The 23,764-nt window shown below is 47.3% G+C and carries 25 protein-coding genes; 7 read left to right on the forward strand and 18 right to left on the reverse strand.

Features of this window, described 5'->3' with window-relative positions; translation table 11 throughout:
• Positions 1–337: 337 nt before the first annotated feature.
• Positions 338–1,510, reverse strand: coding sequence for a PstS family phosphate ABC transporter substrate-binding protein (locus KNO95_RS11460; RefSeq protein WP_026826701.1), 1,173 nt, complete (start codon positions 1,508–1,510; stop codon positions 338–340).
• 39 nt (positions 1,511–1,549) lie between these two features.
• Entirely contained in the window at positions 1,550–2,506 is a 957-nt protein-coding gene (locus KNO95_RS11465) for a nucleotidyltransferase-like protein (protein WP_251129402.1), read from the reverse strand.
• Between the two features lie 85 nt (positions 2,507–2,591).
• Between KNO95_RS11465 and KNO95_RS11470 the strand changes: the two genes are divergently transcribed.
• Positions 2,592–2,951, forward strand: a complete 360-nt coding sequence (locus tag KNO95_RS11470) for a YgzB family protein (RefSeq protein ID WP_026826703.1) — start codon at positions 2,592–2,594, stop codon at positions 2,949–2,951.
• Between the two features lie 37 nt (positions 2,952–2,988).
• On the opposite strand, the gene perR is transcribed toward KNO95_RS11470, so the two are convergent.
• A complete protein-coding gene (gene perR, locus KNO95_RS11475; protein ID WP_031421138.1) occupies positions 2,989–3,420 on the reverse strand; it encodes a peroxide-responsive transcriptional repressor PerR in 432 nt (143 codons plus the stop codon).
• A 191-nt stretch (positions 3,421–3,611) separates the two neighbouring features.
• On the opposite strand from perR, the gene KNO95_RS11480 reads away from it, so the two are divergent.
• The 3 genes from KNO95_RS11480 (at position 3,612) to KNO95_RS11490 (ending at position 5,758) form a co-directional block, all read left to right on the forward strand.
• Positions 3,612–4,910 (forward strand): glutamate-1-semialdehyde 2,1-aminomutase, encoded by a 1,299-nt coding sequence (locus KNO95_RS11480; protein ID WP_026826705.1) that lies wholly within the window; start codon positions 3,612–3,614, stop codon positions 4,908–4,910.
• Between the two features lie 171 nt (positions 4,911–5,081).
• Positions 5,082–5,309: a hypothetical protein gene (locus KNO95_RS11485; RefSeq protein WP_026826706.1), complete on the forward strand. Its 228-nt coding sequence runs from the start codon at positions 5,082–5,084 to the stop codon at positions 5,307–5,309.
• A gap of 53 nt (positions 5,310–5,362) precedes the next feature.
• Positions 5,363–5,758 carry a thiol-disulfide oxidoreductase DCC family protein gene (locus tag KNO95_RS11490; RefSeq protein ID WP_026826707.1) on the forward strand — a complete coding sequence of 132 codons (396 nt, stop codon included), beginning with the start codon at positions 5,363–5,365 and terminating at the stop codon, positions 5,756–5,758.
• A gap of 32 nt (positions 5,759–5,790) precedes the next feature.
• Here the strand turns inward: KNO95_RS11490 and KNO95_RS11495 are convergent, their stop codons facing one another.
• The 4 genes from KNO95_RS11495 to mutY all read right to left on the reverse strand — a co-directional run bounded on the left by KNO95_RS11495 (position 5,791) and on the right by mutY (position 9,657).
• Positions 5,791–7,539 carry an ABC transporter ATP-binding protein gene (locus KNO95_RS11495; RefSeq protein ID WP_026826708.1) on the reverse strand — a complete coding sequence of 583 codons (1,749 nt, stop codon included), beginning with the start codon at positions 7,537–7,539 and terminating at the stop codon, positions 5,791–5,793.
• A gap of 39 nt (positions 7,540–7,578) precedes the next feature.
• Positions 7,579–8,121, reverse strand: coding sequence for a nucleoside tri-diphosphate phosphatase (ntdP, locus tag KNO95_RS11500; RefSeq protein WP_015880896.1), 543 nt, complete (start codon positions 8,119–8,121; stop codon positions 7,579–7,581).
• 89 nt (positions 8,122–8,210) lie between these two features.
• The gene (locus KNO95_RS11505) at positions 8,211–8,636 is read right to left on the reverse strand and encodes a hypothetical protein (RefSeq protein ID WP_026826709.1); all 426 of its coding nucleotides are present in this window, start codon (positions 8,634–8,636) and stop codon (positions 8,211–8,213) included.
• On the reverse strand, positions 8,623–9,657 hold the full coding sequence (gene mutY, locus KNO95_RS11510) for an A/G-specific adenine glycosylase (protein WP_026826710.1): 1,035 nt from the start codon (positions 9,655–9,657) through the stop codon (positions 8,623–8,625). Before mutY ends, KNO95_RS11505 begins: the two co-directional genes overlap by 14 nt.
• 89 nt (positions 9,658–9,746) lie before the next feature.
• Between mutY and KNO95_RS11515 the strand changes: the two genes are divergently transcribed.
• Positions 9,747–10,730 carry a metal-dependent hydrolase gene (locus tag KNO95_RS11515; protein WP_026826711.1) on the forward strand — a complete coding sequence of 328 codons (984 nt, stop codon included), beginning with the start codon at positions 9,747–9,749 and terminating at the stop codon, positions 10,728–10,730.
• 26 nt (positions 10,731–10,756) lie between these two features.
• Here the strand turns inward: KNO95_RS11515 and KNO95_RS11520 are convergent, their stop codons facing one another.
• Positions 10,757–11,290 (reverse strand): YceI family protein, encoded by a 534-nt coding sequence (locus KNO95_RS11520; protein ID WP_026826712.1) that lies wholly within the window; start codon positions 11,288–11,290, stop codon positions 10,757–10,759.
• A gap of 223 nt (positions 11,291–11,513) precedes the next feature.
• On the opposite strand from KNO95_RS11520, the gene adh reads away from it, so the two are divergent.
• Both adh and KNO95_RS11530 read left to right on the forward strand, forming a co-directional pair.
• On the forward strand, positions 11,514–13,034 hold the full coding sequence (gene adh / locus KNO95_RS11525; protein ID WP_026826713.1) for an aldehyde dehydrogenase: 1,521 nt from the start codon (positions 11,514–11,516) through the stop codon (positions 13,032–13,034).
• Position 13,035: 1 nt separating this feature from the next.
• Complete coding sequence (locus tag KNO95_RS11530; protein ID WP_026826714.1) at positions 13,036–13,410, forward strand: DUF779 domain-containing protein; 375 nt, start codon at positions 13,036–13,038, stop codon at positions 13,408–13,410.
• 16 nt (positions 13,411–13,426) lie between these two features.
• Here the strand turns inward: KNO95_RS11530 and KNO95_RS11535 are convergent, their stop codons facing one another.
• From KNO95_RS11535 to KNO95_RS11580, 10 genes are all read right to left on the reverse strand, one after another.
• Positions 13,427–14,497, reverse strand: coding sequence for an ABC transporter substrate-binding protein (locus KNO95_RS11535; protein ID WP_026826715.1), 1,071 nt, complete (start codon positions 14,495–14,497; stop codon positions 13,427–13,429).
• On the reverse strand, positions 14,494–15,288 hold the full coding sequence (locus KNO95_RS11540; RefSeq protein WP_026826716.1) for an ABC transporter permease: 795 nt from the start codon (positions 15,286–15,288) through the stop codon (positions 14,494–14,496). The genes KNO95_RS11535 and KNO95_RS11540 overlap by 4 nt, the downstream gene beginning before the upstream one ends.
• Complete coding sequence (locus KNO95_RS11545) at positions 15,285–16,106, reverse strand: ABC transporter permease (RefSeq protein WP_034771217.1); 822 nt, start codon at positions 16,104–16,106, stop codon at positions 15,285–15,287. Before KNO95_RS11545 ends, KNO95_RS11540 begins: the two co-directional genes overlap by 4 nt.
• Complete coding sequence (locus KNO95_RS11550) at positions 16,093–17,199, reverse strand: ABC transporter ATP-binding protein (RefSeq protein ID WP_026826718.1); 1,107 nt, start codon at positions 17,197–17,199, stop codon at positions 16,093–16,095. The genes KNO95_RS11545 and KNO95_RS11550 overlap by 14 nt, the downstream gene beginning before the upstream one ends.
• A 21-nt stretch (positions 17,200–17,220) precedes the next feature.
• Positions 17,221–17,760 (reverse strand): helix-turn-helix domain-containing protein, encoded by a 540-nt coding sequence (locus tag KNO95_RS11555; RefSeq protein WP_026826719.1) that lies wholly within the window; start codon positions 17,758–17,760, stop codon positions 17,221–17,223.
• A 150-nt stretch (positions 17,761–17,910) separates the two neighbouring features.
• Positions 17,911–18,180 carry a YfhJ family protein gene (locus tag KNO95_RS11560; protein ID WP_026826720.1) on the reverse strand — a complete coding sequence of 90 codons (270 nt, stop codon included), beginning with the start codon at positions 18,178–18,180 and terminating at the stop codon, positions 17,911–17,913.
• Positions 18,177–18,491, reverse strand: a complete 315-nt coding sequence (locus KNO95_RS11565) for a YfhH family protein (protein WP_026826721.1) — start codon at positions 18,489–18,491, stop codon at positions 18,177–18,179. The genes KNO95_RS11560 and KNO95_RS11565 overlap by 4 nt, the downstream gene beginning before the upstream one ends.
• 72 nt (positions 18,492–18,563) lie before the next feature.
• A complete protein-coding gene (locus tag KNO95_RS11570; protein ID WP_026826722.1) occupies positions 18,564–19,742 on the reverse strand; it encodes an RNA-splicing ligase RtcB in 1,179 nt (392 codons plus the stop codon).
• Positions 19,743–19,751: 9 nt separating this feature from the next.
• On the reverse strand, positions 19,752–21,797 hold the full coding sequence (locus tag KNO95_RS11575; RefSeq protein ID WP_026826723.1) for an ABC transporter ATP-binding protein: 2,046 nt from the start codon (positions 21,795–21,797) through the stop codon (positions 19,752–19,754).
• Between the two features lie 22 nt (positions 21,798–21,819).
• Entirely contained in the window at positions 21,820–23,544 is a 1,725-nt protein-coding gene (locus KNO95_RS11580; protein ID WP_026826724.1) for an ABC transporter ATP-binding protein, read from the reverse strand.
• Positions 23,545–23,764: the final 220 nt, after the last annotated feature.

The raw sequence follows: 23,764 nt of genomic DNA on the forward strand, positions 1-23,764 counted from the left end.
CGTTCGTCCTGAGCCAGGATCAAACTCTCCAAAGAATTTGATATAGCTCTTAAATTGACGAAGCTTGCGCTTCATTCAAAAATTGTAAAACTTTTTTTGCCTCATCGTTCAGTTTTCAAAGTTCGTCTGCCGCTCTTGGCGACTTCATTAATCTATCACGTTTCGATTGTTTTCGTCAACAACTTTTTCACAAATTGTTTTTCTGAAATAATCTTTTGCCGTGACAACGTTTATAACTATAATCTCTATTTACCACTTCGTCAATACAAAAAACAATAAAATTTAAAAAAGATTTACTTCCCGTCAACATGACAAAAAGTAAACCCTCTGCTTTGTATTAATCGAGACGGACATAGCCCGTCTTTTCAACCAACGTTTGTCCATCCTCGCTTTCGAGCCATTCTAAAAAATCTTCATATTGCTCTGCCTTCTCTTCCGTAGTCACCGCATAAAATTCAGAAGTCAGTGGATACGACCCATCCTGAATCGTTTCAACGGTCGGTTCGATTCCTTCTATACGAAGTAACTTGATTTTATGGTCACGCACCATTTCTGTCGCATAGTATCGGAATGAGAATCCAATCGCATTTTTATGGTTTCGATAAGATGAGGTTTGTTGGATGATTCCGCCCATCCCTTCAGGCACATCTTCTACCGGTGCTTCCATGAGCTTCTGTTCGCCCATCATCTTTTGTAACGCTGTTTGACTGCCGCTATCCTCCGGTCGTTGGAAAGCTCGAACGGCTTCCGAGTTGCCGCCGACCTCTTCCCAATTCCTTATGTCTCCCGAATAGATTCCACGAACCTGTTCCATCGTCAAAGACTCGACTGGGTTATCTTCATGAACGAAGAAAACAAATGCTTCCCTACCGATTGGTGTCATATGTAGAGAGACGTCTTTTTGTTCCGCTGCCTGCAACTGACGGTCAGATGGACCAGCAACGAAAATCATGTCAGTCTGATTGTTCATTAGTCGACTGTATGCTTCCGGCGTTGTCGTCGACACAACTTTACTCGTTTGGTCATTATAAGGATCATACGTTTCCGTTTCCGGATAGACTGTTTCCACGAACGAGGCATACATCGGATAGAGCGCTGTTGCCCCGTCTAATCGCGGCAACCCTTCTTCAAATTCAACCGTGGCCTCATGATCGAGCTTCGCGAGTTGTCCTGAATTCGTAAAGGGCTGATAGTCCGTCAACTCCACACCGCGTTCTTCAATCTTCAAGCTATCTTGATACATATAGTATCCTTTCACAGAAGCGAAGAGAACGACACCGGCCAACGCTCCCCAGCCGAGGACTTTCCGAATCTTCTGTTTTGAAAAGGACGAGAAATCATAGAGTCCCATACATACGATGAGCAGAACGGCTATATACCATACCGTCCAAATAATCGGTCGCCCTAGTGTAATCGGGTCTCCCATCGTAAAAAGGGCGACAAAGATGGAAATCACAATCGTGACAAATAAAATAAAGATGGTCCCAATGCTAAACTTCAATAGTTTCATACGACTGATTTTCTCCTCGTTGTTCTTAGGAAGAGATCGTCAAGCAATCTCATAGAGAACTGCTTCTACCCCGACTCCTTTTGTCGGTCTCGTGACCGTTCGAACATATCCTTTTTTCACTAAAAAGCCAACGATGCTCCCAAGGTCGACACGAAGCTCATTCAAATTCGGGTGTTCCATCAATTCTGAGAACGTCCACGCCCCGTCTTTCTCCTGCATCGTCTGAAGTAACAACAACGTCCCAGGCAGCACCTTCGATTGAATCAAATGTTCCATACCAATAACGACGAGATGGATGCGCTGTTCAAGCGACTCTTGTCCTCCGACCAATTCCTCATGCAGTTTGTAGATTTCAAGGTCAATGGCTCGTACCTGTTCCCACAACACGATTTCCGGATGAATTCCCGCCTCAAGAATCGAAAGGCGTGCCAGATGTGTGAGTGCATGATGAATCTGTGTGAAGGCGTCTTGGAACTCTCCTTCTAAAAATAAATATCGTCCGTCTTCAAACCGGCGCAACAATTTCGCGAAAGAAAGCGAGAGTTGCAAACGCTGTTCCCGATTCGTTAAATTACGGTTGCGTTGTCGCAACTCCAAGATGTATTCATTCCGCTCAAACAAGACGATCCCGTCTTCAATCCAATGAATGGCACGGCGGTTTTCATTTAAGACAATCCACCGATCCATCATCGAGTCACTGACTACGTGCAGAACAATTTTCTCCTGTCCGACTTGATAATGCTTCACCGTCCAAAACGGCTCCTGTTTCGCTTCAATCACAATGAGCAGTCGATCCAACTGATCTGTTAACGGATCACGTGCCCGCTTTTTCTTCACTTCAATAATTCCGAGCGTCGTTTTTAGTGCAGCATATTCTGTATAAATGGTGCGAGTCGCATATTCCATCGCCATCCGGACCCCTTCTCTCTCAATCGCAAGTTGACTATATATGACGATTGTCATTTTCGATACGAACCAAATTCGCCCTCTTTTCAAAAAACTCCTGCCGAAAAAGTGCAGGAACTTCTCACTCGTTTGAAGATGAGCTATGATAGAGACAGACTATTGGAGGGATTCGCTCATGAAAAAACGGGGGAACAAAATCAACCGCGCACGTAATATAGCACTACTCCTCATCTTTGGCGGAATCGGTGTCATGTATCTTGGACTTCTCGCGAAATCCATCACATGGCTCATGATCATTTTTATGCTACTTGGATTTATCATGGTACTCGCAAGCTCTGCCCTTTACTTTATCGTCGGTCTGGCCTCGACGAAAGCCATCATCGTGACTTGTCCGAACTGTGAAAAAGAAACGAAGATGCTCGGACGTGTCGATTTATGTATGCACTGTGACGAACCACTCACCATCGATCAGTCGCTCGAAGGTAAAGAGTTCGATGAGAAATACAACAAACGTCAGTCACAACAAACCGACTGACACAAAAAATCACATCCGAGCAATCGGATGTGATTTTTTAATGTGTTTGTGATTGTTCAGACTGACAAGACGGGCACGTTCCGTACACTTCAAGACGGTGACGATCGACTTTGAATCCCGTCAATTGAGAGGCAACAGACTCGATTTCATCTAATACAGGATAGTTAAAGTCGACGACTTTTCCACACGTGTCACAGATGATGTGATAGTGCTTCGACGTCACAAAGTCAAAACGACTTGAGGCGTCCCCATAGTTCATCTCTTGAACGAGACCTACTTCTTTAAATACGCGCAAATTGTTGTATACAGTGGCCACACTCATATTCGGAAACCGTGCGGCAAGTGCCTTATAAATGTCATCCGCTGTCGGGTGACTGTGCTCCGTGACGAGGTACTCCAAAATGGCCTGGCGCTGAGGCGTCATTCTGACTCCATGTTCCCGGAGCGACTGAACAGCATGGTCAAGCATTTCGCTTCCCACGTCAATCCCTCATTTCTTCTATAAAATTCATGCGAAATAGTTTTGAACATTAACTTATTTCTTACATAGTAATCTTTATAAATAGTGTACTGATTTCTCAACTACTCGTCAAACACCGAGCTTAAGCGGTTGACGGCTATGTTACAATAAGTGCGAATTTGAATAAGGAGGCAATACATATGACTACTTCATCAAATCGTCAGTCATCCGATGCATTATACCAAGACGCACTCACTCACATCGTCGGAGGTGTCAACAGTCCATCCCGCTCGTTCAAAGCGGTCGGTGGCGGCGCTCCTGTTTATATGGAACGCGGCGAAGGCGCCTATTTCTATGATGTAGACGGGAATCGCTACATCGATTATTTGGCTGCTTATGGTCCAATCATTACCGGGCACGCCCATCCACACATTCATGAAGCGCTCGTCAATGCTTCTTTGAAAGGCTTACTTTACGGCACACCTCACCGTCTCGAGGTTGAGTTTGCAAAAAAACTAAAACAAGCCATCCCTTCGATGGATAAAGTACGATTCACGAACTCCGGAACGGAAGCCGTCATGACGACGGTCCGAGTCGCCCGTGCTTACACTGGTCGTGAACTCGTCGTGAAATTTAGCGGTTGTTACCACGGGCACTCCGATCTCATGCTGATCGCGGCAGGTAGTGGTCCAGCGACACTCGGTTCTCCTGACTCTGCAGGTGTGACGAAAGCCACTGCTAAAGAAGTCATCACCGTCCCGTTCAACGATATCGATGCATATCGAGAAATGATGAAAGAATGGGGAGACCAGATTGCTTGCGTTCTCGTCGAACCGATTGTCGGGAACTTCGGAATCGTTGAGCCAAAACCTGGCTTCCTCCAAGCTGTCAATGACATTACGCATGAACACGGTGCCCTCGTCATCTATGATGAGGTCATCACGGCGTTCCGCTTCACGTACGGAAGTGCCCAACAAGTATATGGCATCGAACCGGATATGACGGCACTTGGGAAGGTCATCGGTGGTGGTCTACCAATCGGCGCCTACGGCGGGAAAGCTGAAATCATGGAGACGGTCGCTCCACTCGGACCTGCATATCAAGCCGGTACAATGGCCGGGAACCCAGCCTCGATGGCGACAGGAATCGCTTGCCTTGAAGTACTCGAACAACCTGGTGTTTATGAGAAGTTAGATGCTCTCGGCGCAAAACTGGAGGCCGGCATCCGCGAGGCGGCAGAAAAACATGACGTCACCATCACAATCAACCGTTTAAAAGGTGCCCTTACCGTTTACTTCACGGATGAAATCGTCACCGATTATGAAGGTGCGGAAAAGTCAGACGGTGAGAAGTTCGGACGATTCTTCAAGTTGATGCTTGAAAACGGTGTGAACTTGGCTCCATCTAAATATGAAGCCTGGTTCTTGACGACGGAGCATACGGAACAAGATATCGAAGAGACAATCGAAGCGGTCCACCGCTCGTTTGCTCAACTTTAAGAATGAGATGCGCGAGCATCTCTTTTTTATTACCTAAAAGGGGACATCTTCATCAAAAGTGTCTTTTTTTGTTTTGCACCGTCCCCCATTACAGTAGAACCAAGGAGGTGCTCACCATATGAAATTTAAGGATTTTCCATTGGTGAACTCCTGTATTCTCCGATACGCCAGGTGAAACAAATTGATTTTCTCGACCCTGAACGACGTGCTTCTTATCTCGCCTCCGGTGGCCTTACGTTCCACGGAGCCAAACTCGTCGCGGCAACCGGCATTGTCGTCGATGCGTTCTTCGGCCCTGTCTTTATGAGTGGGTATATTTTGAACTTCGGTGCACTCGGTGCATACTTGTATTATGTCTCGCTCTATAAGATGCAACCTGCTCGTCAACTTGCTGCTTGACGTTTAACAGGACGACAAAACGGTAAAACAGTACGATGAAGGAGGCGAAGTACTTGCCTGCGATTGTTTTATTTGATGGCGATTGTAACTTCTGTGATGCCAGTGTCCAGTTCATCATTCGTCACGACCGACACGCCTCGATTCACTTTGCATCGCTTCAAAGCGAGGTCGGTCAGTCGTTTCGAACACGACACCGGATTCCGGAATCAGTCGACAGTATCGTCTATATTGAAGAAGGAGTTCCCTATTTAAAATCAGACGCTGCGATTCGAATTGCCGAACACCTTGATGGCCGTTGGCGCCTGCTTCGACTTATTCGTTTCATACCTAGACCGATTCGTGATCATGGATATACATTCTTCGCCAAATATCGGACACGTCTATTTGGAAAAAAGGAAGTGTGCACACTCCCTTCACCGGATGTTCGTAAACGATTTTTAGACCGCTAAAAAGTCGAGCCCATAAGGACTCGACTTTTTTATCATTCAACTACGGCTAAATCTTGAATCATATACAGGTCGTAATACGCCCCTCGACGACGCATCAGTTCTTCATGCGTTCCCGACTCCATGATTTGACCGTTATCGACGACGACGATTTGATCCGCGTCCGTAATCGTTGACAAACGGTGGGCAACGATTAACGTCGTACGCCCCTTCGTCAGACGGGCAAGCGAATCTTGAATCATCGCTTCACTTTCTAGGTCGAGTGCACTTGTCGCCTCATCTAGAATCAAAATAGGAGGGTTCTTTAAAAACACACGGGCAATCGCAAGCCGCTGTTTTTGTCCCCCGGAGAGTTTGACACCTTTCTCCCCGACCGGTGTCGCATATCCACCCTCGAGTTTCGAGATGAATTCATGGGCGTTAGCCGCCTTCGCCGCTGCGATGACTTCTTCGTCCGTCGCATTCGGATTCCCCATGCGGATGTTCATCGCGACCGATTCACTGAAGAGGACGGAGTCTTGCATGACCATTCCGATTTGATCACGGAGCGCACGCAATTTGAAATCACGCACATCGACCCCGTCGATTTTAATGCTTCCATCCGTCACGTCATAAAAACGTGGAATCAAGCTGACGAGTGTCGACTTCCCTCCACCGGACATCCCGACAAACGCCACGCGTTCCCCGGAACGAATCTGGAGGTTCACATCATTCAACGCCCGTGTTCCATCCTGTTCATACGAAAAGCTGACGTGGTCAAGGTCAATTTTACCTGCTGTCGACAACGGGACGAACCCGTTCGGTTTCTCTTCGATATCATACGTTTCATCTAAAAATTCAAAAACCCGGTCCATCGAAGCGACCGACTGCGTGAGTGTCGTCGCCGAGTTGACGAGACGACCGAGCGGTGCATACAGACGGTCAATATAAGCGATGAACGCGACAAGCGTCCCGAGCGTTACCGGCCCTTGAAGGACAAGCCATGATGCCGTCGTAAAGATGAGGATCGGTGCGATGTCGGTGATGGTCGACACGACGACATACGTCTTGGCGTTCCAACTCGTATGTTTAAGCGCCGCGTTCAAGAAACCGCCGTTCTGTTGTTCGAACGCCTTGTTCTCATATGGCTCTAACGCAAAACTCCGGATGACGGCCATTCCGTTGACGCGCTCTGTCAAATGACCTTGAAGGTCAGCGAGTGCCGCCGACCGTTCACGCGTCAAGCGACGCAACCGCCCATAGAAATAGCGGACTGCGATCGCATAAAACGGAAGTGGTAAGATCGCAATCAGCGTGAGTTGCGGGTCAATCGTGTACATGATGCCGATGGCGATAAGGATGGTGACCATGTCGAGCCAAATATTCATCAGCCCGGTGATGACGAAGTCCTTTGTCTGCTCGACATCGTTGATGATCCGTGAAATGATTTGACCGGTCTTATTGTTTGAATAAAAGCGGAGTGACAACTTTTGGACGTGGTCAAATAACCGGTTCCGGACATCGAACAAGACACGCGTCGCGGCCCACTGCGCCAAATATTGACGCAAATATTCAATTGGCGGCTTGACGACGAGGAAGACGAAGAAAACGATGCTGAACAACCAGACGAGTGTCGTATAATCCTGTTTCGGTGCGTCATCCACCAAATAGTTATCGATGACATATTTATAAAGTAACGGTAATCCGAGCGGGATCGAAAACTTCAAAATCCCGACGAAAATGGTAAGGGCAATTTGTTTTTTATAAGGCTTAACAAATTGCATATAACGTTTAATACTACCCATAATGCCTCCTGACTTAAGAAAAAAAGCGGAGATGAGGAATCATCTCCGGTAACGTGCTTCGTATTCGCGATACCATTCATCGACAAATGTTGGGTTGAACGGCCCTTTCCGTCCTCGAATCCAGTTGATCAGTTCTTGCACGTTCTGCTTCAAGATTCGATCAATCGCTTTCGGATAATTCATCTCACGACGATGCCGCTCATATTCATCTTCATCTAAAATCGTATACGACATATCTGGGAACACCTTGATGTCCAAATCGTAATCGATATATTTGATGGCACGTTCATCCCCATCAAATGTAGTCGGCGAACCTAGATTACAATAGTAGTAAATCCCGTCTTCGCGAATCATACAGATGACATTGAACCAATACTCAGATGAAAAGTAGCAAATTGCCGGCTCTCGCGTTCTCCATTGCCGACCGTCTGACTCACTGACCATGATCCGGTCATTGAATCCGATCATATCCGTTTTTGACGACTGAAGGACGAGCGTTTCTTCCCAAACGCGATGCAAAGTTCCGTTGTGCTTGTAGCTCTGTATCTCGATTTTGCTACCTGCTTTGGGAAATAAGCTCATAAGCTCCTCCTTTCCGCTGTGATGCTATACAATTCTCATATTTAATTATAGCGACTTTCAGAACCAATGAAAAAGGAAATCTCTTATTTTCATGAATTTAGTGTTTTTCGGAAGGCCCGTGCCCGTTCTTGAAACATCGGACGAAGCACAAAATATTCAACGAGTAGGTTCGGAACATAGCTATCAAATGTCACTTCGTCTACCATTACCGCCTTTCCCTGTCGTTCTTCAACCCGATGCACGTGTGTGAATCGTTTGAACGGAAACGGTAACGTCTTCCCTTGATCGCAGAATGCCTGTTTTCCTGCAATGGTAATGGTACTGTTCCACGGCAATTCCACCGGTCCAACTCCAATCAATAATTTTATCTCATTCCCCTCGACCGAGGCGCCATCCCCAACCAAACGTACTTTAGGAAACCGCGTCAACTTCGTCAAAAGCGAAGCATCCTGCAACAATTCCCATAAAGTATCGACCGTTGTATCGTATGTCGACGCTACATCAAATCGTCTCACGTTCACCACCTGCCAATCGCTCTAATTTTTGTTGGGCCACAGAAACCGTCTTCGTCTCACGCTCAGAAGCATCTAACCAGACGACATTATCGGTCGGAAGCGTATCGACTCGATATAAATCGATATACCAGACGATATGGGAGAAGACATGTTTCACTTGCCCGAGGTACGTTCCGTTAACCTGTTCCCCCGTTCCCCGTTCTGTAAGCGGGTATTGCCACATCCCAGCGAGAAGTCCTTTTTCCGGTCGCTGTACATAGGCGACTTTCCCTTTTTTCTCAATCCAAAGCGCATCATACATTTCGACACGTGCCGCCCCTTTTTTTGTTTTGACCGGTAACTCATCTTGGACGTTATGAGCGAAAGCATAACATGTTTCCTGGACCGGACAGAGCGAACACATTGGATTCTTCGGGGTACATACCGTAGCACCTAGCTCCATCACGCCTTCATTAAAATCGGATGCGTGAGCCGGATCCATCAATCGACGAACGACTTGTTCAAAGATTTTACGTGTCTTCGGTAACGCGATATCGTCATAGATCCCGAATTGACGAGACATCACGCGCATGACGTTTCCGTCCACAGCCGGTTCCGGTTGATTGTACGCAATCGACAACACCGCTCCCGTCGTATAAGGACCGACTCCTTTTAATTTCTCGAAACGTTCTTTCTCTTCAGGCACAACCCCATCGTAAACAGAAGCGACTTCCTTGACCGCCTCATGTAAATTCCGGATGCGCGAGTAATAGCCGAGTCCTTCCCAGTACTTCACGACTTCGTCTGTCTCTGCGGCGGCAAGTGTCTCAAGCGTCGGGAAACGCTCCATAAAGCGATTGTAGTACGGAATGACCGTATCGACCCGCGTCTGTTGCAACATCACTTCACTCACCCAAACGCGATATGGATTTTTCGCATGTCGCCAAGGTAAATCACGCTTTTCACGATTGAACCAGGTGACCAATTCCTCATTGAATTGATGAATATTATAATTTGTGAACAATTTATCAAGATTAAGCATTGTGTTTCCCCTCGTTTTAAAAATATTGTATGATAAATAAGAATAGATGACGTTATTATTGTATTTATTGATGGAGGTGCTGAAGCACATTGGATACTGCGACACACATTGGTATGGGACTTGGTTTAAGTGCCATCGCGACACTCAGCCCGGAAGTGTCAGGTGATGCACAAATGTTTCTGGCCATGACAGCGACGGCTCTCGTCGGCTCGCATGCACCAGACTTCGACACCGTCTTTAAGTTAAAAGGAAATAGTACGTATTTACGCCAGCATCGTGGTCGTTCACACGGAATAACCGCACTTCTTGCTTGGCCAATCATTGTCAGTGCCGTCATCGGGACGGTCCTTGGCGTCAATCCCGCTTCCTTATGGGTAATGGCACAAATTGCCGTGTTACTACATGTCACGGTCGACTTGTTCAACGCTTACGGAACGCAAGCGCTGCAGCCATTTTCGAAAAAATGGATTGGTTGGGGCGTCATCGGAACGTTCGATCCGTACTTGTTCTCTGCTTATTATGGTGCATATGCATTATGGATGATAACCGGTGCGACTGTCCCTATTTTTGCATTGCTCATTGCGCTTGTCATCAGTTACTATGCAATTCAGTTTAAATTGCGTAACCGTGCGCTCGCTACAGTAGCAAGACACTTTGCTGGTGCACACGAGTTATTCATCTCGCCAGGAATCGGTTGGGATGACTGGCATGTCGCCGTGCGTTTCCGTGACGGTCTCGGAGCTGTCAAAGTAAAGAAAGGGAAAGTCATCGAGTGTGGTCGCTTTCGCGATAAACCGATGCCAGGGGAAGAAGACCTTCATTTCGTAGAGGCTCGAAAAAATGCAGATTTGCAGGCGTTCCTCGAGTTTTCCAAAATTCATACGTACACTGTGACACGCCATAACGGAATGATTGAATACCGTTTCACGAACTTACGGTATTTCTCGAAAAATATGTATCCGTTCGTCGCTGTCGTCATCGTAGACGAGCAGTCGAATGAGGTCTTGTCTTCATTCACTGGATGGGTATTCAGCGAAGACAGTCTCCAGAAAAAATTAGTATATGAACAATAAAAAGTCGCTCAGGTGAGCGACTTTTCTTATGCCTCAACTTCAGTGAACTGAAGCTCGAACTCAAATTTGACTTTCTTGTCGACGAGGACGCCGCCCGCCTCGAGCGCTTGGTTCCACGTCAATCCATAGTCCTCACGGTTGAGCGAACCTTCACCGGAGAAAGCGTGCTTCATGTTGCCCCACGGATCTTTTGCGCTTCCTTCATACTCCACTTCAAACGTTTCTTCCCGCGTCGTTCCTCGAATCGTCAAATCCCCTGTCAATTCGAATTCTCCGCCCCCTTTTGAACGGAAAGAAGTCGAATGAAAGACGAGATGCGGATACTCCTCGGCGTTGAAAAAATCGCCTGAACGGAGGTGGTTATCCCGATCCGTGTTGTTGGTGTCGATCGATACTGCCTGAATCGTCACCTTCACACTCGCATTCGCTAGATCGTTCGGCTCACCATTTGCCTTAATATCAAATTCTTTGAACTCGCCCTTCACTTTTGAAATCATCATATGTTTGACAGTAAATGTGATTGAACTATGCGCCTGGTCAACTTGATATGTCTTAGCCATCTTAGTTCACTCCTTATAGGTAATTGAATGATGTACACAATGTACTGATTACCACAAATCTTGACTTCAAAACGTTTTTACAAAAGATTGACAAATTATTGTCAAAAAATTTTGACTTTTATCACAACGGACCGTTACGATAAAAAAAGGGAGTCGTTCGCTTACTTAAAAATGTAAGCGCATACATAACTCCTCTATCTCGTATGAAAAGGGAGGAACGAACATGATTTATGAAGTACCGAACTCAGCAGGAACAAAAGTACAGTTTAAGGACCGTTACGACAACTTTATTAACGGAAAGTGGACCGCACCGGCTGGTGGGGAATACTTTGAAAACACATCTCCTGTAAATGGGAAAGTACTATGTGAAGTCGCCCGCTCAACGAAAGAGGATGTTGAACTCGCTTTGGATGCCGCTCATGCAGCCAAAGACGATTGGGGCAAAACGTCCGTCGCGGAACGTTCTATCATCTTAAATAAAATCGCCGATCGCATGGAAGAGAATCTCGAGATGCTCGCGTATGCAGAAACGTGGGAGAACGGTAAAGCAGTACGAGAAACACTTAATGCCGACCTTCCTCTCGCGATCGACCACTTCCGTTACTTCGCCGGTGTGATTCGTTCACAAGAAGGCGGAATCAGTGAACTCGACAACGATACAGTCGCTTATCACTTCCATGAGCCGCTCGGCGTTGTCGCTCAAATCATTCCGTGGAACTTCCCGATTTTAATGGCTGTCTGGAAACTCGCTCCGGCGCTCGCAGCCGGAAACTGTGTCGTGTTAAAACCAGCCGAACAAACACCTTCTTCCATCATGGTCCTCATGGAACTCATTGAAGACTTATTACCACCAGGCGTCCTCAACATCATCAACGGTTTCGGACTTGAAGCAGGGAAACCACTCGCATCGAGCAATCGTATCGATAAAGTCGCTTTCACGGGTGAAACGACGACGGGTCGCCTCATCATGCAGTACGCTTCTCAAAACATCATCCCCGTCACACTCGAGCTCGGTGGGAAATCTCCGAACATCTTCTTCGCGGATATCATGGAAGCGGATGATGATTTCTTTGATAAAGCGATCGAAGGCCTCGTCATGTTCGCGTTGAACCAAGGGGAAGTATGTACGTGCCCATCCCGCGCGTTGATTCAAGAATCCATCTATGACAAATTCATGGAGCGTGTGCTAGAGCGCGTCAAAGCGATCAAACTCGGGAACCCGCTCGATTCTGACGTCATGATGGGTGCACAAGCTTCGAACGAACAGATGGAGAAAATCCTCTCTTATCTTGAAATCGGGAAAGAGGAAGGCGCAGAGTGCTTAATCGGTGGCGAACGTAACATGATGGACGGAGACCTGGCGGATGGTTATTACATTCAACCGACCATCTTCAAAGGTCATAACAAGATGCGCATCTTCCAAGAAGAGATTTTCGGACCGGTCTTATCGGTGACGACGTTCAAAGATGATGCGGAAGCACTCGCTATCGCGAACGATACGCTCTACGGTCTTGGGGCAGGCGTGTGGACACGTGACATGAACCGTGCCTATCGCTTTGGTCGTGAAATCCAAGCAGGTCGCGTCTGGATCAACTGCTACCATTCATATCCGGCACACGCTGCGTTCGGCGGCTATAAAATGTCTGGGATTGGACGCGAGAACCATAAGATGATGCTCGGTCATTATCAACGGACGAAAAACATGCTCGTCAGCTACAGCGAACAGAAGCTCGGGTTCTTCTAAGATGGTGAAACGAGTCGAGGCCACCCCCGCCGCGCTCGAACTGATCGAACGCCTGAAATCGAAACACGGTCCCCTCCTCTTTCATCAGTCTGGAGGATGCTGTGATGGAAGTTCACCCATGTGCTTTCCACGCGACGAGTTCATGGTGGGCGATCATGATGTGCTCCTCGGCGAAATCGGCGAGACACCGTTCTATATCCATGAGAAACAATACGATTATTGGAAACATACACAACTAATCATCGATGTGGTCGATGGTCGAGGCGGTATGTTCTCACTCGAAGGTGTCGAAGGGAAACGATTTTTAGGACGTTCTCGAGTCTTTACAGAAGAAGAGCGTAAAGCGCTAAAACAAAACACCCCGCGCTCACGATGAGCGCGGGGATGTTTCGTCATTTACTCTGCATTTTAAATCGTAAATACAATTCGTTATAGTAAGCGTTCATCCGCTTCCCTAGATTTTCATATACTTCGAGTTCTTGCGTCACGTCGCGAGACGGATAGAATCGTTCATCTGATGTCACTTCCTCATCCAAAAAGTCGAGAGCGGCATCGTTCGGAGTCGAATAGCCCACATAATCCGTGTTACGCGCCGCGATCTCAGCATCTAACATGAAGTCGATAAACTCGTGCGCACCGTCCACGTTTTGTGCCGTACTTGGAATGACGAGGTTATCGAACCAAAGATTCGTGCCTTCTTCCGGAATGACATATGTCAGTTCTTCGTTCTCATACATGATTTCTGAGGCGTCACCGGACCAGACGACGGCCGCTGCCGCTTCACGGTTTGCCATCAACATTTTAATCTCATCTCCGACAATGGCTTTAATGTTTGGCCAAAGCGTTTCTAACTTTTGCTCCGCTTCAATCAACTCATCTTTGTTCGTCGTATTGAGCGAATAACCTAGCGAGTTCAAACCGAAGCCCATCACTTCTCGTGTTCCGTCCGCAAGGAGGATATCGTTCTCAAGCGGCATCTCCCATAAGTCGTTCCACGATGTGATTTCTTCGTCAACTAATTCAGGATTATAGACGATCCCGACCGTTCCCCAGAAGTAAGGGACCGAGTACTTGTTACCCGGGTCGAACGATTTATCGAGGAAGCGTGGGTCGATGTTATCAAAATTCTCGAGCTTGTCGTAGTCGATTGGAAGGAGCAAATCCTCTTCAATCATCTTACTAATCGCATAGTCTGAAGGGACAGCGACGTCGAAGGCCGTACCACCTTGCTCAATTTTCGTGAGCATCGCTTCGTTCGAGTCGAATGTTTGATAGACGACCTTCAACCCGCTCTGCTCTTCGAACTCCCCAATCAAATCCTCATCGATATAGTCTCCCCAGTTATAGACGACAAGCGTATTGTCGCCACCAAACCCTTGCGCAGCGTTCAGTTGCTGAATCCAAAGAAGGAGACCAAAGCTGACAACCAATGGCACAGCCAGCATGATGACTATTTTTTTCATCGTCTAACCTCCTTTGATCCTCGTTGCGACAACACATAATATCCAATGACAAGAATAAGGGTGAAGACGAACAAAATCGCAGACAGCGCATTGATTTCAAGCGAGATCCCTTGACGTGCCCGTGAGTAAACTTCTACCGCAAGTGTTGTAAATCCGTTCCCTGTTACGAAGAACGTGACCGCGAAGTCATCTAACGAATATGTGAGTGCCGTGAAGAATCCGGCAAATACCCCCGGCGTGATATACGGTAGAATGACTTTCGTCAACACGTCCCATGTACTGGCTCCTAGGTCACGTGACGCATCAATCAACGTCGGACTCATCTCTTGGAGTTTTGGTAACACTAAGATGACGACAATCGGAACTGAGAAGGCGATGTGCGACAAGAGGACGGAATAGAAGCCTAACTGAATCCCAAGCATCGTGAAGAGGATTAAGAATGATGCTCCAATGATGACGTCCGGGCTGACAATCAAGACGTTGTTCAAAGACAAGAGCGACGTCTTCGTATACTTTTGTTTCGCCGTATAAATGGCGAGGGCTCCTATCACACCGAGCACAGTTGAGATTGTCGCCGATAACAGCGCGATGACAATCGTGTTCAAGACGATGACGAGAAGTCTCGTATCGGTGAAGAGGGATTTGTACCATTCAAGTGTAAAGCCTTCGAAGTTACTCATCGTTCCGCCGCTATTGAACGAATAGAAGACGAGATATAAGATTGGCGCGTATAGAATAAAGAATACGGCCGCCAAGTACAGGTTTGATAATTTGAATCGTTTACGTTTCATCGACGGACCGCTCCTTTCGCACCCCAGTCACGCGTGATGACCATGACGAGAACCATCGCCAAGATCAAGAAGACGGCAATCGTTGATCCCATCCCCCAGTTTTGCGTAACAAGGAATTGTTGTTCAATCGCTGTACCGAGCGTGATGACACGGTTCCCTGCGATGAGGCGTGTGATCATGAAGAGTGACAACGCCGGAATAAAGACAATTTGAATCCCTGACTTGACGCCGTCAAGCGTCAGCGGGAAGATGACACGTCGGAACGTCGTCCAGTTCGATGCACCTAAGTCTCGTGATGCATAGACGAGAGAGGCTGGTAATTTTTCAATCGCGTTGTAGATCGGCAAAATCATGAACGGTATGAAAATGTATACGGAGACGAAGACGAAACTGAAGTCTGTAAAGAGAATCTGTTTCGTTCCAATCCCGATCGCCTCTAAAAACTGATTCGTGATGCCGTACGTTCCAAAAATACCGAGGAATGCGTACGCTTTTAATAACAAGTTAATCCATGATGGAAGCAAGATGAGCAAGAGCCAAAGCTGTTTGTGCTTTGTCTTCGTCAACAAGTATGCCGTCGGATATCCAACGAGTAGCGAGAAGAACGTAATGAGGAACGCATACCAAAACGACGACAACGTCATCGTCAAATACGTTGAGGTGAAGAACGTCTGATAGTTCTCTAAACTCAAGTTCCCATCGATATCAAAAAAGGAATAATAGACGACGAGGACGAGTGGTGCGATGACGAATAAGGCAATCCAAATCCAATACGTCGTCAAATATACCGTCTTTGCGGTCTGATTAGTTTGATTCATGAGGAACCTCCTCATAGGATTCGAGACGACGGTCAAACTCTTCTTCCGTCTCCCCTAATCGCATGACATGAATCGCTTCTTCGTCAAACGTCAACCCGATTTTTGATCCGACTGTCGACTTCTTCGTCGAGTGAACGAGCCATTCGTTCCCTTCTTCGTCATAACAGCAAATCTCATAGTGGACGCCTCGGAACAATTGTGAATCGACGTCGACGACAAGGTTTGCCGCTTCGACCGATGTCATCTCCAAGTCTTCCGGACGAATGATGACTTCGACTTTTTCATTCCGGTCAAACCCTTGGTCGACACAGTCAAATGTTTTACCAGCGAACGTGACGACGTTGTCTTCCGGCATGACACCAGGTACGATATTGGATTCTCCAATGAAGTCTGCGACGAAACGGTTAATCGGTTCGTCATAAATATCAGTCGGCGTCCCGCTCTGAACAATTTTACCGTTATTCATGACGAAAATCTCATCGGACATCGCGAGCGCCTCTTCTTGGTCGTGTGTGACGAAGATGAAGGTGATGCCAAGACGTTGTTGCAATTCACGCAATTCGTATTGCATTTCCGTCCGAAGTTTTAAATCTAAGGCAGATAGCGGTTCATCGAGGAGGATGACTTCTGGCTCGTTCACGATCGCGCGGGCGATAGCGACACGTTGACGTTGTCCCCCTGACATCTCATCGATTTCGCGCGAGCCGTATCCTTCTAAGTTAACAAACTTGAGAGCTTGCTCTACTTTTGCTTTTATATCTGCCTCTTTTAACTTTTTAATCCGGAGACCGAACGCGACATTTTCAAATACGTTTAGATGAGGAAACAGCGCATAATCTTGAAACACGGTGTTCACTTGTCGTTTGTTGGCCGGTACATCGTTGATTCGTTTCCCACTGAAGTGAATATCTCCTTCGGTTGCATCCGTAAATCCTGCGATGAGACGTAAGATTGTCGTCTTCCCACATCCCGATGGACCGAGAAGCGTATAAAACTTTCCACGCTCAATTTCAAAACTGATATCTTCTAAGACGACTGTGTCGTCGTAACGCTTTGAGACGTGGTCAAAGCGAATTATTGTTTCTGTATTCATGCTGTTTCCTCCTTTATTGGCTTATAAATATGAATGGGTCGCTACGATGAGACACTCACTCTCGCCATCATGGTCGTTGACGATCTGGTGTGAATCCGAGGCGACATAGTACATTGTTTCCCCTGCTTTAGCGAAATAAGTGTGATGACCTAACTTCAGCGCCACTCTACCGGACAAGACATAAACCAATGTCTCTGAACGTGAAGGTTCATACTGTTTGAACTCTCCATTCTTGCAAAACGTGACGAGAATCGGCTCCATCTCTTTCTCATTCGATTCCGGAATGAGCCACTCTGTCCGATATTTTCGTTCCTCATCTACATAAGTAGTGCGATCATCGACGGTGTAGACGACTTTTTGATTCAAGTCTTCATCGAAGAACTCTTTTGGAGAACTCCCGAGGACACTCAATAAATCAAATAACGTCTCTAACGAGGGAGAGCTTAAATCCCGTTCGATTTGAGAAATGTATCCTTTACTCAAATCCGTACGCTCCGCCAATTCTTCTTGGGTCAATCCTTTTTTAATTCGGAGCCGCTTAATGTTTTGACCTACTTCCAACGACTGAACGCCCCCTTCTAGTTTAGTAAAACATGAGTTCAACTAAAGAAAGTTTATCTATACTATACTTACAATAAAACTATTAGCGACCTTCATTATAACGAACTGAATGATAATTGCAATAAAAAAATCACGTCGGATAGACGTGATTCAATGTAAATTCCGTTTAGACATCAAATGCTTAAACTTTTCGTTCTTCGTTTGGAACAAGTGGAGCTGTGCGCCGTACGCATCAATCTGTTGAATGACGTACTGAAACGCCTTCGCTTCTCCCGGATACGGCTCCCCGGCCTTGGCAAGCGTTGTTTCAAAGTCTTCCCATAACACCTCGACCCACGTTACCGCTTCCGAGTCGTTTAACACATCATTCTTTTCTTTTAAGATTGTAGCAAGCCGATCATACTGTTCGTTCCGATTCATTGTTTCACCTCCGACAGTTCAGAGAGTGGGATGGCCCGTTCTGTCATGTCCCCTTCAAACGTACCCCAACCCATGACACCGTTGACGAATTTCAAGCGGAACGGTTGGTCATTATAGTTGACGACGTATGTTTCACCGGGACGAAACGATGATGGGTCGACCAAATAACTTTCGGCAATCGCAATCCGTCGAAGGACAACTTCGATTTCGCTGACCATGCCCATTTGTTCAGCCTTTCGCTTTCTCTCATGTAATGCTTGAATTTCCTGCTCTAACTCATATTTTGATAAGTCACTTAACCGCTTTTCCATTTCGTTCACCTCGATGTAAGCGTATCAGATTTTACGAAAAAAAGAAAAAGGCGAAACTGAGTGAAAACCCACTCAGTTCGCCTTGAAGTTGTACAACGGTTTGATGACTTGATCGATGCTGACGGCCGGTTCGATATAACGGACGATTTCTTTCATCGATTTGTAGACGAATGGTGACTCATCCACCGTAGATGGTCGAACCGATGTCGACCAAACGCCTTCCATCGTACGTTTGAATTCTTTGAAGTCGACGCGTTTACGTGCTGCCGAGCGAGACATGATTCGCCCTGACCCGTGCGGACCCGAGAAGTTCCAGTCCGGGTTCCCTTTCCCGGTACAGATGAGCGAACCGTCTCGCATGTTCATCGGAATGATGACACGCTCTCCTTCTTGCGCGGAAATGGCTCCTTTTCGTAGAATCATCGCATCATGGTCGATATAGTTATGAACGGTGTCGAATTGATCGACGACGTTCCACTTCATCGCTTCCACGATCACATCTGTCATCGCGCGACGGTTCGCCGCTGCGTATTGTTGGGCGATGCGAACGTCATGCATATAATCGTCCATGTCCTCTCCTTCGACATAAGCCAAGTCTTGGAATGATTTCCGCGCTTCTCGTTCCACTTCCAGATACGTCGAGATTTCTTTCTGGCGTCCAGTATCCTTCAATCGTTCGATTGCTTCTATTACATCTTTCGTTTCCATCATATGTTGAATCGCGCGCTCTTGATAGTGATCGGCAATCTGTACACCGAGATGGCGTGAACCGGAATGGATGACGAGAAACGTTCGTCCCTCTTCATCCCGGTTCACTTCAATAAAGTGATTTCCTGAGCCGAGCGATCCGACCGAGCGCAAGGCACGGTCGAGTTTATACGGCGCCCGCACCTCTTCTAGCGGAAGTTCAGAAGCATATGGATGAACCTTCTCACGAATGTTCATCCCGCTCGGTACCAGTTCACGAATGATATCGTCGAGTCGCTGAAAATCGATTCGCTTGGCTTTAATTTCCGTACAAAGCATCCCACATCCTAAGTCGACACCGACCAGGTTAGGCACGACTTTGTCTTGAATGGTCATCGTCGTCCCAACGACCGACCCTTTACCGGCGTGCATATCCGGCATGATCCGAATCGATGCCCCTTCTGTGAATGGTTGGTCGAGAAGAGTTTGAATCTGATTCCGCGTCATATCATCGATTCGTTCATTGAATACTTTGGCGCGGTTATATTTCCCCGTGATTTCCATGTGACCTCCTTAGCTGATGACTTGTTGTTTACTTTGTAATTCGTGCATTCGAGCATAGACACCACCGAATTCGATGAGTGACTGGTGATTCCCCCGCTCGATAATTCGACCATGGTCGAGGACGAGAATCTGGTCCGCTTCCCGAATCGTAGAGAGACGGTGGGCGATGACAAACGTCGTTCGACCGTACGTGAGTGTTTTGAGTGCCTCTTGAATCAGTGCCTCGGTCTCCGAGTCGACACTTGCTGTCGCCTCATCGAGGACGAGGATGGCCGGGTCGAAGACGAGGGCACGAGCGAAGCTGATCAACTGTCGTTCCCCACTCGAGAGTGAGGCCCCACGCTCAATCACCGGTTCATCGATTCCTTGTGGCAACTGCTTCACGAAACGGTCAGCCCCTACGGCTGTCAGTGCGTTCCAAACCTGCTCATCCGTGATTGTCTCGTCTCCTAGCGTGACGTTCGTCCGAATTGTACCGGTGAACAGGAACGGGTCTTGTAAGACAATCCCGAGGTGGTCCCGTACTGCCTGAGTTGGGAGCTTCGTCACATCCATCCCATCGATTCGTAGGACGCCTACAGACGGGTCATAAAATCGCATGAGCAAGTTCATAATCGAGCTCTTTCCACTACCCGTATGTCCGACCAGAGCGATCGTCTCACCCGGAGCGGCGTGTAGTTCAATCTGTTGCAACACCGGCTTCCCTGCTTCATAACTGAATGTCACATCATCAAAGACAACTTCCCCTTTAAAACGTGAAATGCGTTCTGATGAGACCGGTTCCCCTTTTTCGTCAAGTAACTGGAACATTCGGTCGGCCGAGACGAGCGCTTGCTGAAGTGGTGACAATTGGTTCATGATTTGTGTCACCGGCTCAAAGATCCGTGAGACGTAGTCGATGTATGCGTACAAAATCCCGAGCGTCAGGATGCTTCCCCCACCGAGCGTTTGTGTTCCGACGAACCAGATGAGCAAGGCGAGCGCCATGTTTCGGAAGAAATTGACGAGGTTATGGCTCATCAACGCATCTAATTTCAACAGTTTTCGTCTCGTTTGGAAGTTGTCACTGTTCTTCTCGTTAAATTCGTCATAGACGAGATCTTCGCGGACGTACGATTGAATGATTGGCATCGTCTGAATGCTCTCATTTAACTGCGCGTTCATATCCGCGACGAGTGCGCGGACACGGAAGTTATTTTTCGTCGAGAAACGTTGGAACAATTTAATCCAGACGATGACGACCGGGATGATAATGAGTGAGACGAGTCCAAGACGTACGTCTAGGAAGAACATCGCAATGAGTACCCCAATCATCATGACGACACTTTGGAAGACGCGAGCGAGCACCCCTAAATACAGGTCACGAATCGTCTCCGTATCATTTGTGACACGACTGACAATTTTCCCAATCGGTGTCTGGTCAAAATAGCGGACCGGAATCGTTTGGAGATGCTTCATCACGTCAAGACGCATCGTTTTTACGATTTTATGCGCTGACCGTTGCAAGAGCATCTGTTGTCCCCAGTTCAATCCCGCCGCAAATAATAACAAGACGACGTAAAGTCCCGATAAGAGAAGGACCGCTCGTAAATCCGTTTGATAGAACTGAAATACGTCGGTCGACGAGAGTGAGACGATATTATCATACGTCGCCGTCTCGTCTCCTCTTGTAATCGTCAGCACGTCTCCTTCAACTTCACGGACTCCTCCGCTCATAACCGCCTCAGGTACAAGATAGTATCCTTCGGTCGTTTGTACGATCGAGACCGGCTGAATCACATCTTGGTCGTTTAGTCTCGTTTCCTTCTCATAAGAATCACCATTAAAGGAAACACTACCGCCGGATTCGACTTGAACCCAGTCACGCTCGATGGCGACGATATGCTCATCGATAATGACTTTGGCGATATACGGCCCGGCAAGTTCTGCGCCGACCGCTAAAAAGAGTAATGCCAGTCCGAGGAAGATGGAGCGCTTCACTTGTTTGGCATAGCCAACGAGTGAGCGAATCGTCTTCTTCCGGCGGACCGGATCTAATTCATATTGATCGATCATGAGAGATTCCCCCTTTCCCGGATTACTCCGACTCTCCTTGTCGAATAAATTGTTCATAGTACCAACCGTGTCGTTCCATCAGTTGGTCATGTGTGCCGCGCTCTGTGACACGCCCGTCTTGAAGGACGAGAATTTGGTCAGCGTGCGCCACCGCAGAAAGACGGTGAGCCACGATAAATGTCGTCTTCGCCTTACGGCTCGTACGGACCGAATCGATGATTCGTGACTCCGTTTTCGCATCGACCGCCGAAAGCGAGTCGTCAAGAAGTAGAATCTCTGGATTTTTCAACAACGCTCGTGAAATCGACAAACGTTGCTTCTGTCCACCTGACAGCATGACACCCTGTTCCCCGACAACCGTATCCAGACCATTGTCAAGGTGTTCGATATCTGTATCAAATGCGGCGAGATGAATCGCCGTCTCGAGCGCTTCATCCGATACGTCATCTACCCCGAAGCGAATGTTATCACGTACTGTTTTCGAGAATAGGAGGTGTTCTTGTGACACATATCCACTCCAGCCACGGACGGTTTCGAGTTTGATGTCAGAGATTGGTACACCGTTCACGAGAAGTGAATCGTCAATCGGATACTCCCGAAGCAATTGACGCAATAACGTCGTCTTCCCGGCCCCAGTCGGTCCGACGATTCCAATTGTCTCACCACGTGAGACGTGCAGGACGATGTCTTCTAACGACTCCCGATTTGCGTTTGGATAACGGAACGAGAGCGATTTGAAGGTGATTTTCTCCGGTACATCGATGTGAACTGTTCCCGTCGAGGCAACGTCTGGTACTTCGTTCATCGTCGTTTCAATTCGCTCGAGACTCGCTGTTCCTCGCTGCACGACGTTGATGAGTTCCCCGAACGCATACATCGGCCAAATGAGCATCCCTAAATAAATATTGAAGGAGACGAGCTGACCAAGCGTGATGTCGTTCGTAAAGACGAGATACGTCCCGAACGATAGCCCAATCAAGTAACTGAATCCGACAAGCAACTTGATGACCGGTTCAAACAACACATCGATTTTTGCGACATGCAGGTTTTTTGCCATCACGTCATCCGTGATATCATCAAACTTTTTCGTGTCCGCTTCTTCTTGGACGAAGGAACGGACGACCCGAAGACCTGAAATCGATTCCACGACTTGGTCGTTCATCACCCCGAACGAGTCTTGAGCTGCCGTGAAACGTGTATGAATTTGACTTCCGAGTTTATTCATCGACCAGGCAAGAATCGGCATCGGCAAGAGTGCTGCGAGCGTCAACTTCCAATCGATAAACACACCCATGATCGTCAACGCGATAAGCGTCATGTTGAATGAGTCGACTAATGTCATGACCCCAAACCCTGCTGTCCGCTCTACCGCTTTCAAGTCATTCGTCGCAAGCGCCATCAAGTCACCTGTACGATGTTGTTGATAAAAACGCGGTGTTTGTTTGAGGAGATGACCAAAAAAGCGACCTCTTAATTTCTTTTCCAGTAGAAAGGCTGTCCCAAATAGTCGGGCAATCCACAAGTACGACATCACATAAGACAGCACCATGATGCCTAGAAGCGACGACACAATCAGAATTAACCGCTCTGTCGTCAAACTACCTTCACGAATCGCATCGATTGCCTGTCCGATAATCCATGGTGGTAGCATATCCACCACACCCGTGATGATAAGTAAGATGATGGCGATCACATACGTCCGTTTCTGTCTTTTAATAAACCAATCCAATTGTTTAATCAGTTTCATGACTGATTTCCCCCTTTCGCCCAATCCATCTGAGCACGCAAAAAAGCGCACTCCACCTGATTGTGCAACCAATCAAATGAAGCGCGCTTGAAGAAGTCTTCAGTCTTTTGCATGGTCAGGGAAAGGACACTACCCCTATCCAGCTGCCAAAGTCACGCAGTTAAATACGAGTAGCCATATGATGTTTTGAGTGTGTTTGTGAGTGCAATGTTGTTCATCA

This window comes from Exiguobacterium sp. ERU653 (assembly GCF_018617775.1).
GTDB lineage: Bacteria > Bacillota > Bacilli > Exiguobacteriales > Exiguobacteriaceae > Exiguobacterium > Exiguobacterium marinum.

Coding starts and splice junctions, on each gene's coding strand:
- KNO95_RS11495 (WP_026826708.1), bottom strand. CDS start 7,539: ATGGGTAGTATTAAACGTTATATGCAATTTGTTAAGCCTTATAAAAAA.
- ntdP (WP_015880896.1), bottom strand. CDS start 8,121: ATGAGCTTATTTCCCAAAGCAGGTAGCAAAATCGAGATACAGAGCTAC.
- KNO95_RS11540 (WP_026826716.1), bottom strand. CDS start 15,288: ATGAAACGTAAACGATTCAAATTATCAAACCTGTACTTGGCGGCCGTA.
- KNO95_RS11530 (WP_026826714.1), top strand. CDS start 13,036: ATGGTGAAACGAGTCGAGGCCACCCCCGCCGCGCTCGAACTGATCGAA.
- mutY (WP_026826710.1), bottom strand. CDS start 9,657: ATGCTTAATCTTGATAAATTGTTCACAAATTATAATATTCATCAATTC.
- KNO95_RS11580 (WP_026826724.1), bottom strand. CDS start 23,544: ATGAAACTGATTAAACAATTGGATTGGTTTATTAAAAGACAGAAACGG.
- KNO95_RS11535 (WP_026826715.1), bottom strand. CDS start 14,497: ATGAAAAAAATAGTCATCATGCTGGCTGTGCCATTGGTTGTCAGCTTT.
- KNO95_RS11460 (WP_026826701.1), bottom strand. CDS start 1,510: ATGAAACTATTGAAGTTTAGCATTGGGACCATCTTTATTTTATTTGTC.
- KNO95_RS11550 (WP_026826718.1), bottom strand. CDS start 17,199: ATGAATACAGAAACAATAATTCGCTTTGACCACGTCTCAAAGCGTTAC.
- KNO95_RS11565 (WP_026826721.1), bottom strand. CDS start 18,491: ATGGAAAAGCGGTTAAGTGACTTATCAAAATATGAGTTAGAGCAGGAA.
- KNO95_RS11570 (WP_026826722.1), bottom strand. CDS start 19,742: ATGGAAATCACGGGGAAATATAACCGCGCCAAAGTATTCAATGAACGA.
- KNO95_RS11520 (WP_026826712.1), bottom strand. CDS start 11,290: ATGGCTAAGACATATCAAGTTGACCAGGCGCATAGTTCAATCACATTT.
- KNO95_RS11470 (WP_026826703.1), top strand. CDS start 2,592: ATGAAAAAACGGGGGAACAAAATCAACCGCGCACGTAATATAGCACTA.
- KNO95_RS11560 (WP_026826720.1), bottom strand. CDS start 18,180: ATGAATCGGAACGAACAGTATGATCGGCTTGCTACAATCTTAAAAGAA.
- adh (WP_026826713.1), top strand. CDS start 11,514: ATGATTTATGAAGTACCGAACTCAGCAGGAACAAAAGTACAGTTTAAG.
- KNO95_RS11480 (WP_026826705.1), top strand. CDS start 3,612: ATGACTACTTCATCAAATCGTCAGTCATCCGATGCATTATACCAAGAC.
- KNO95_RS11545 (WP_034771217.1), bottom strand. CDS start 16,106: ATGAATCAAACTAATCAGACCGCAAAGACGGTATATTTGACGACGTAT.
- KNO95_RS11575 (WP_026826723.1), bottom strand. CDS start 21,797: ATGATCGATCAATATGAATTAGATCCGGTCCGCCGGAAGAAGACGATT.
- perR (WP_031421138.1), bottom strand. CDS start 3,420: ATGCTTGACCATGCTGTTCAGTCGCTCCGGGAACATGGAGTCAGAATG.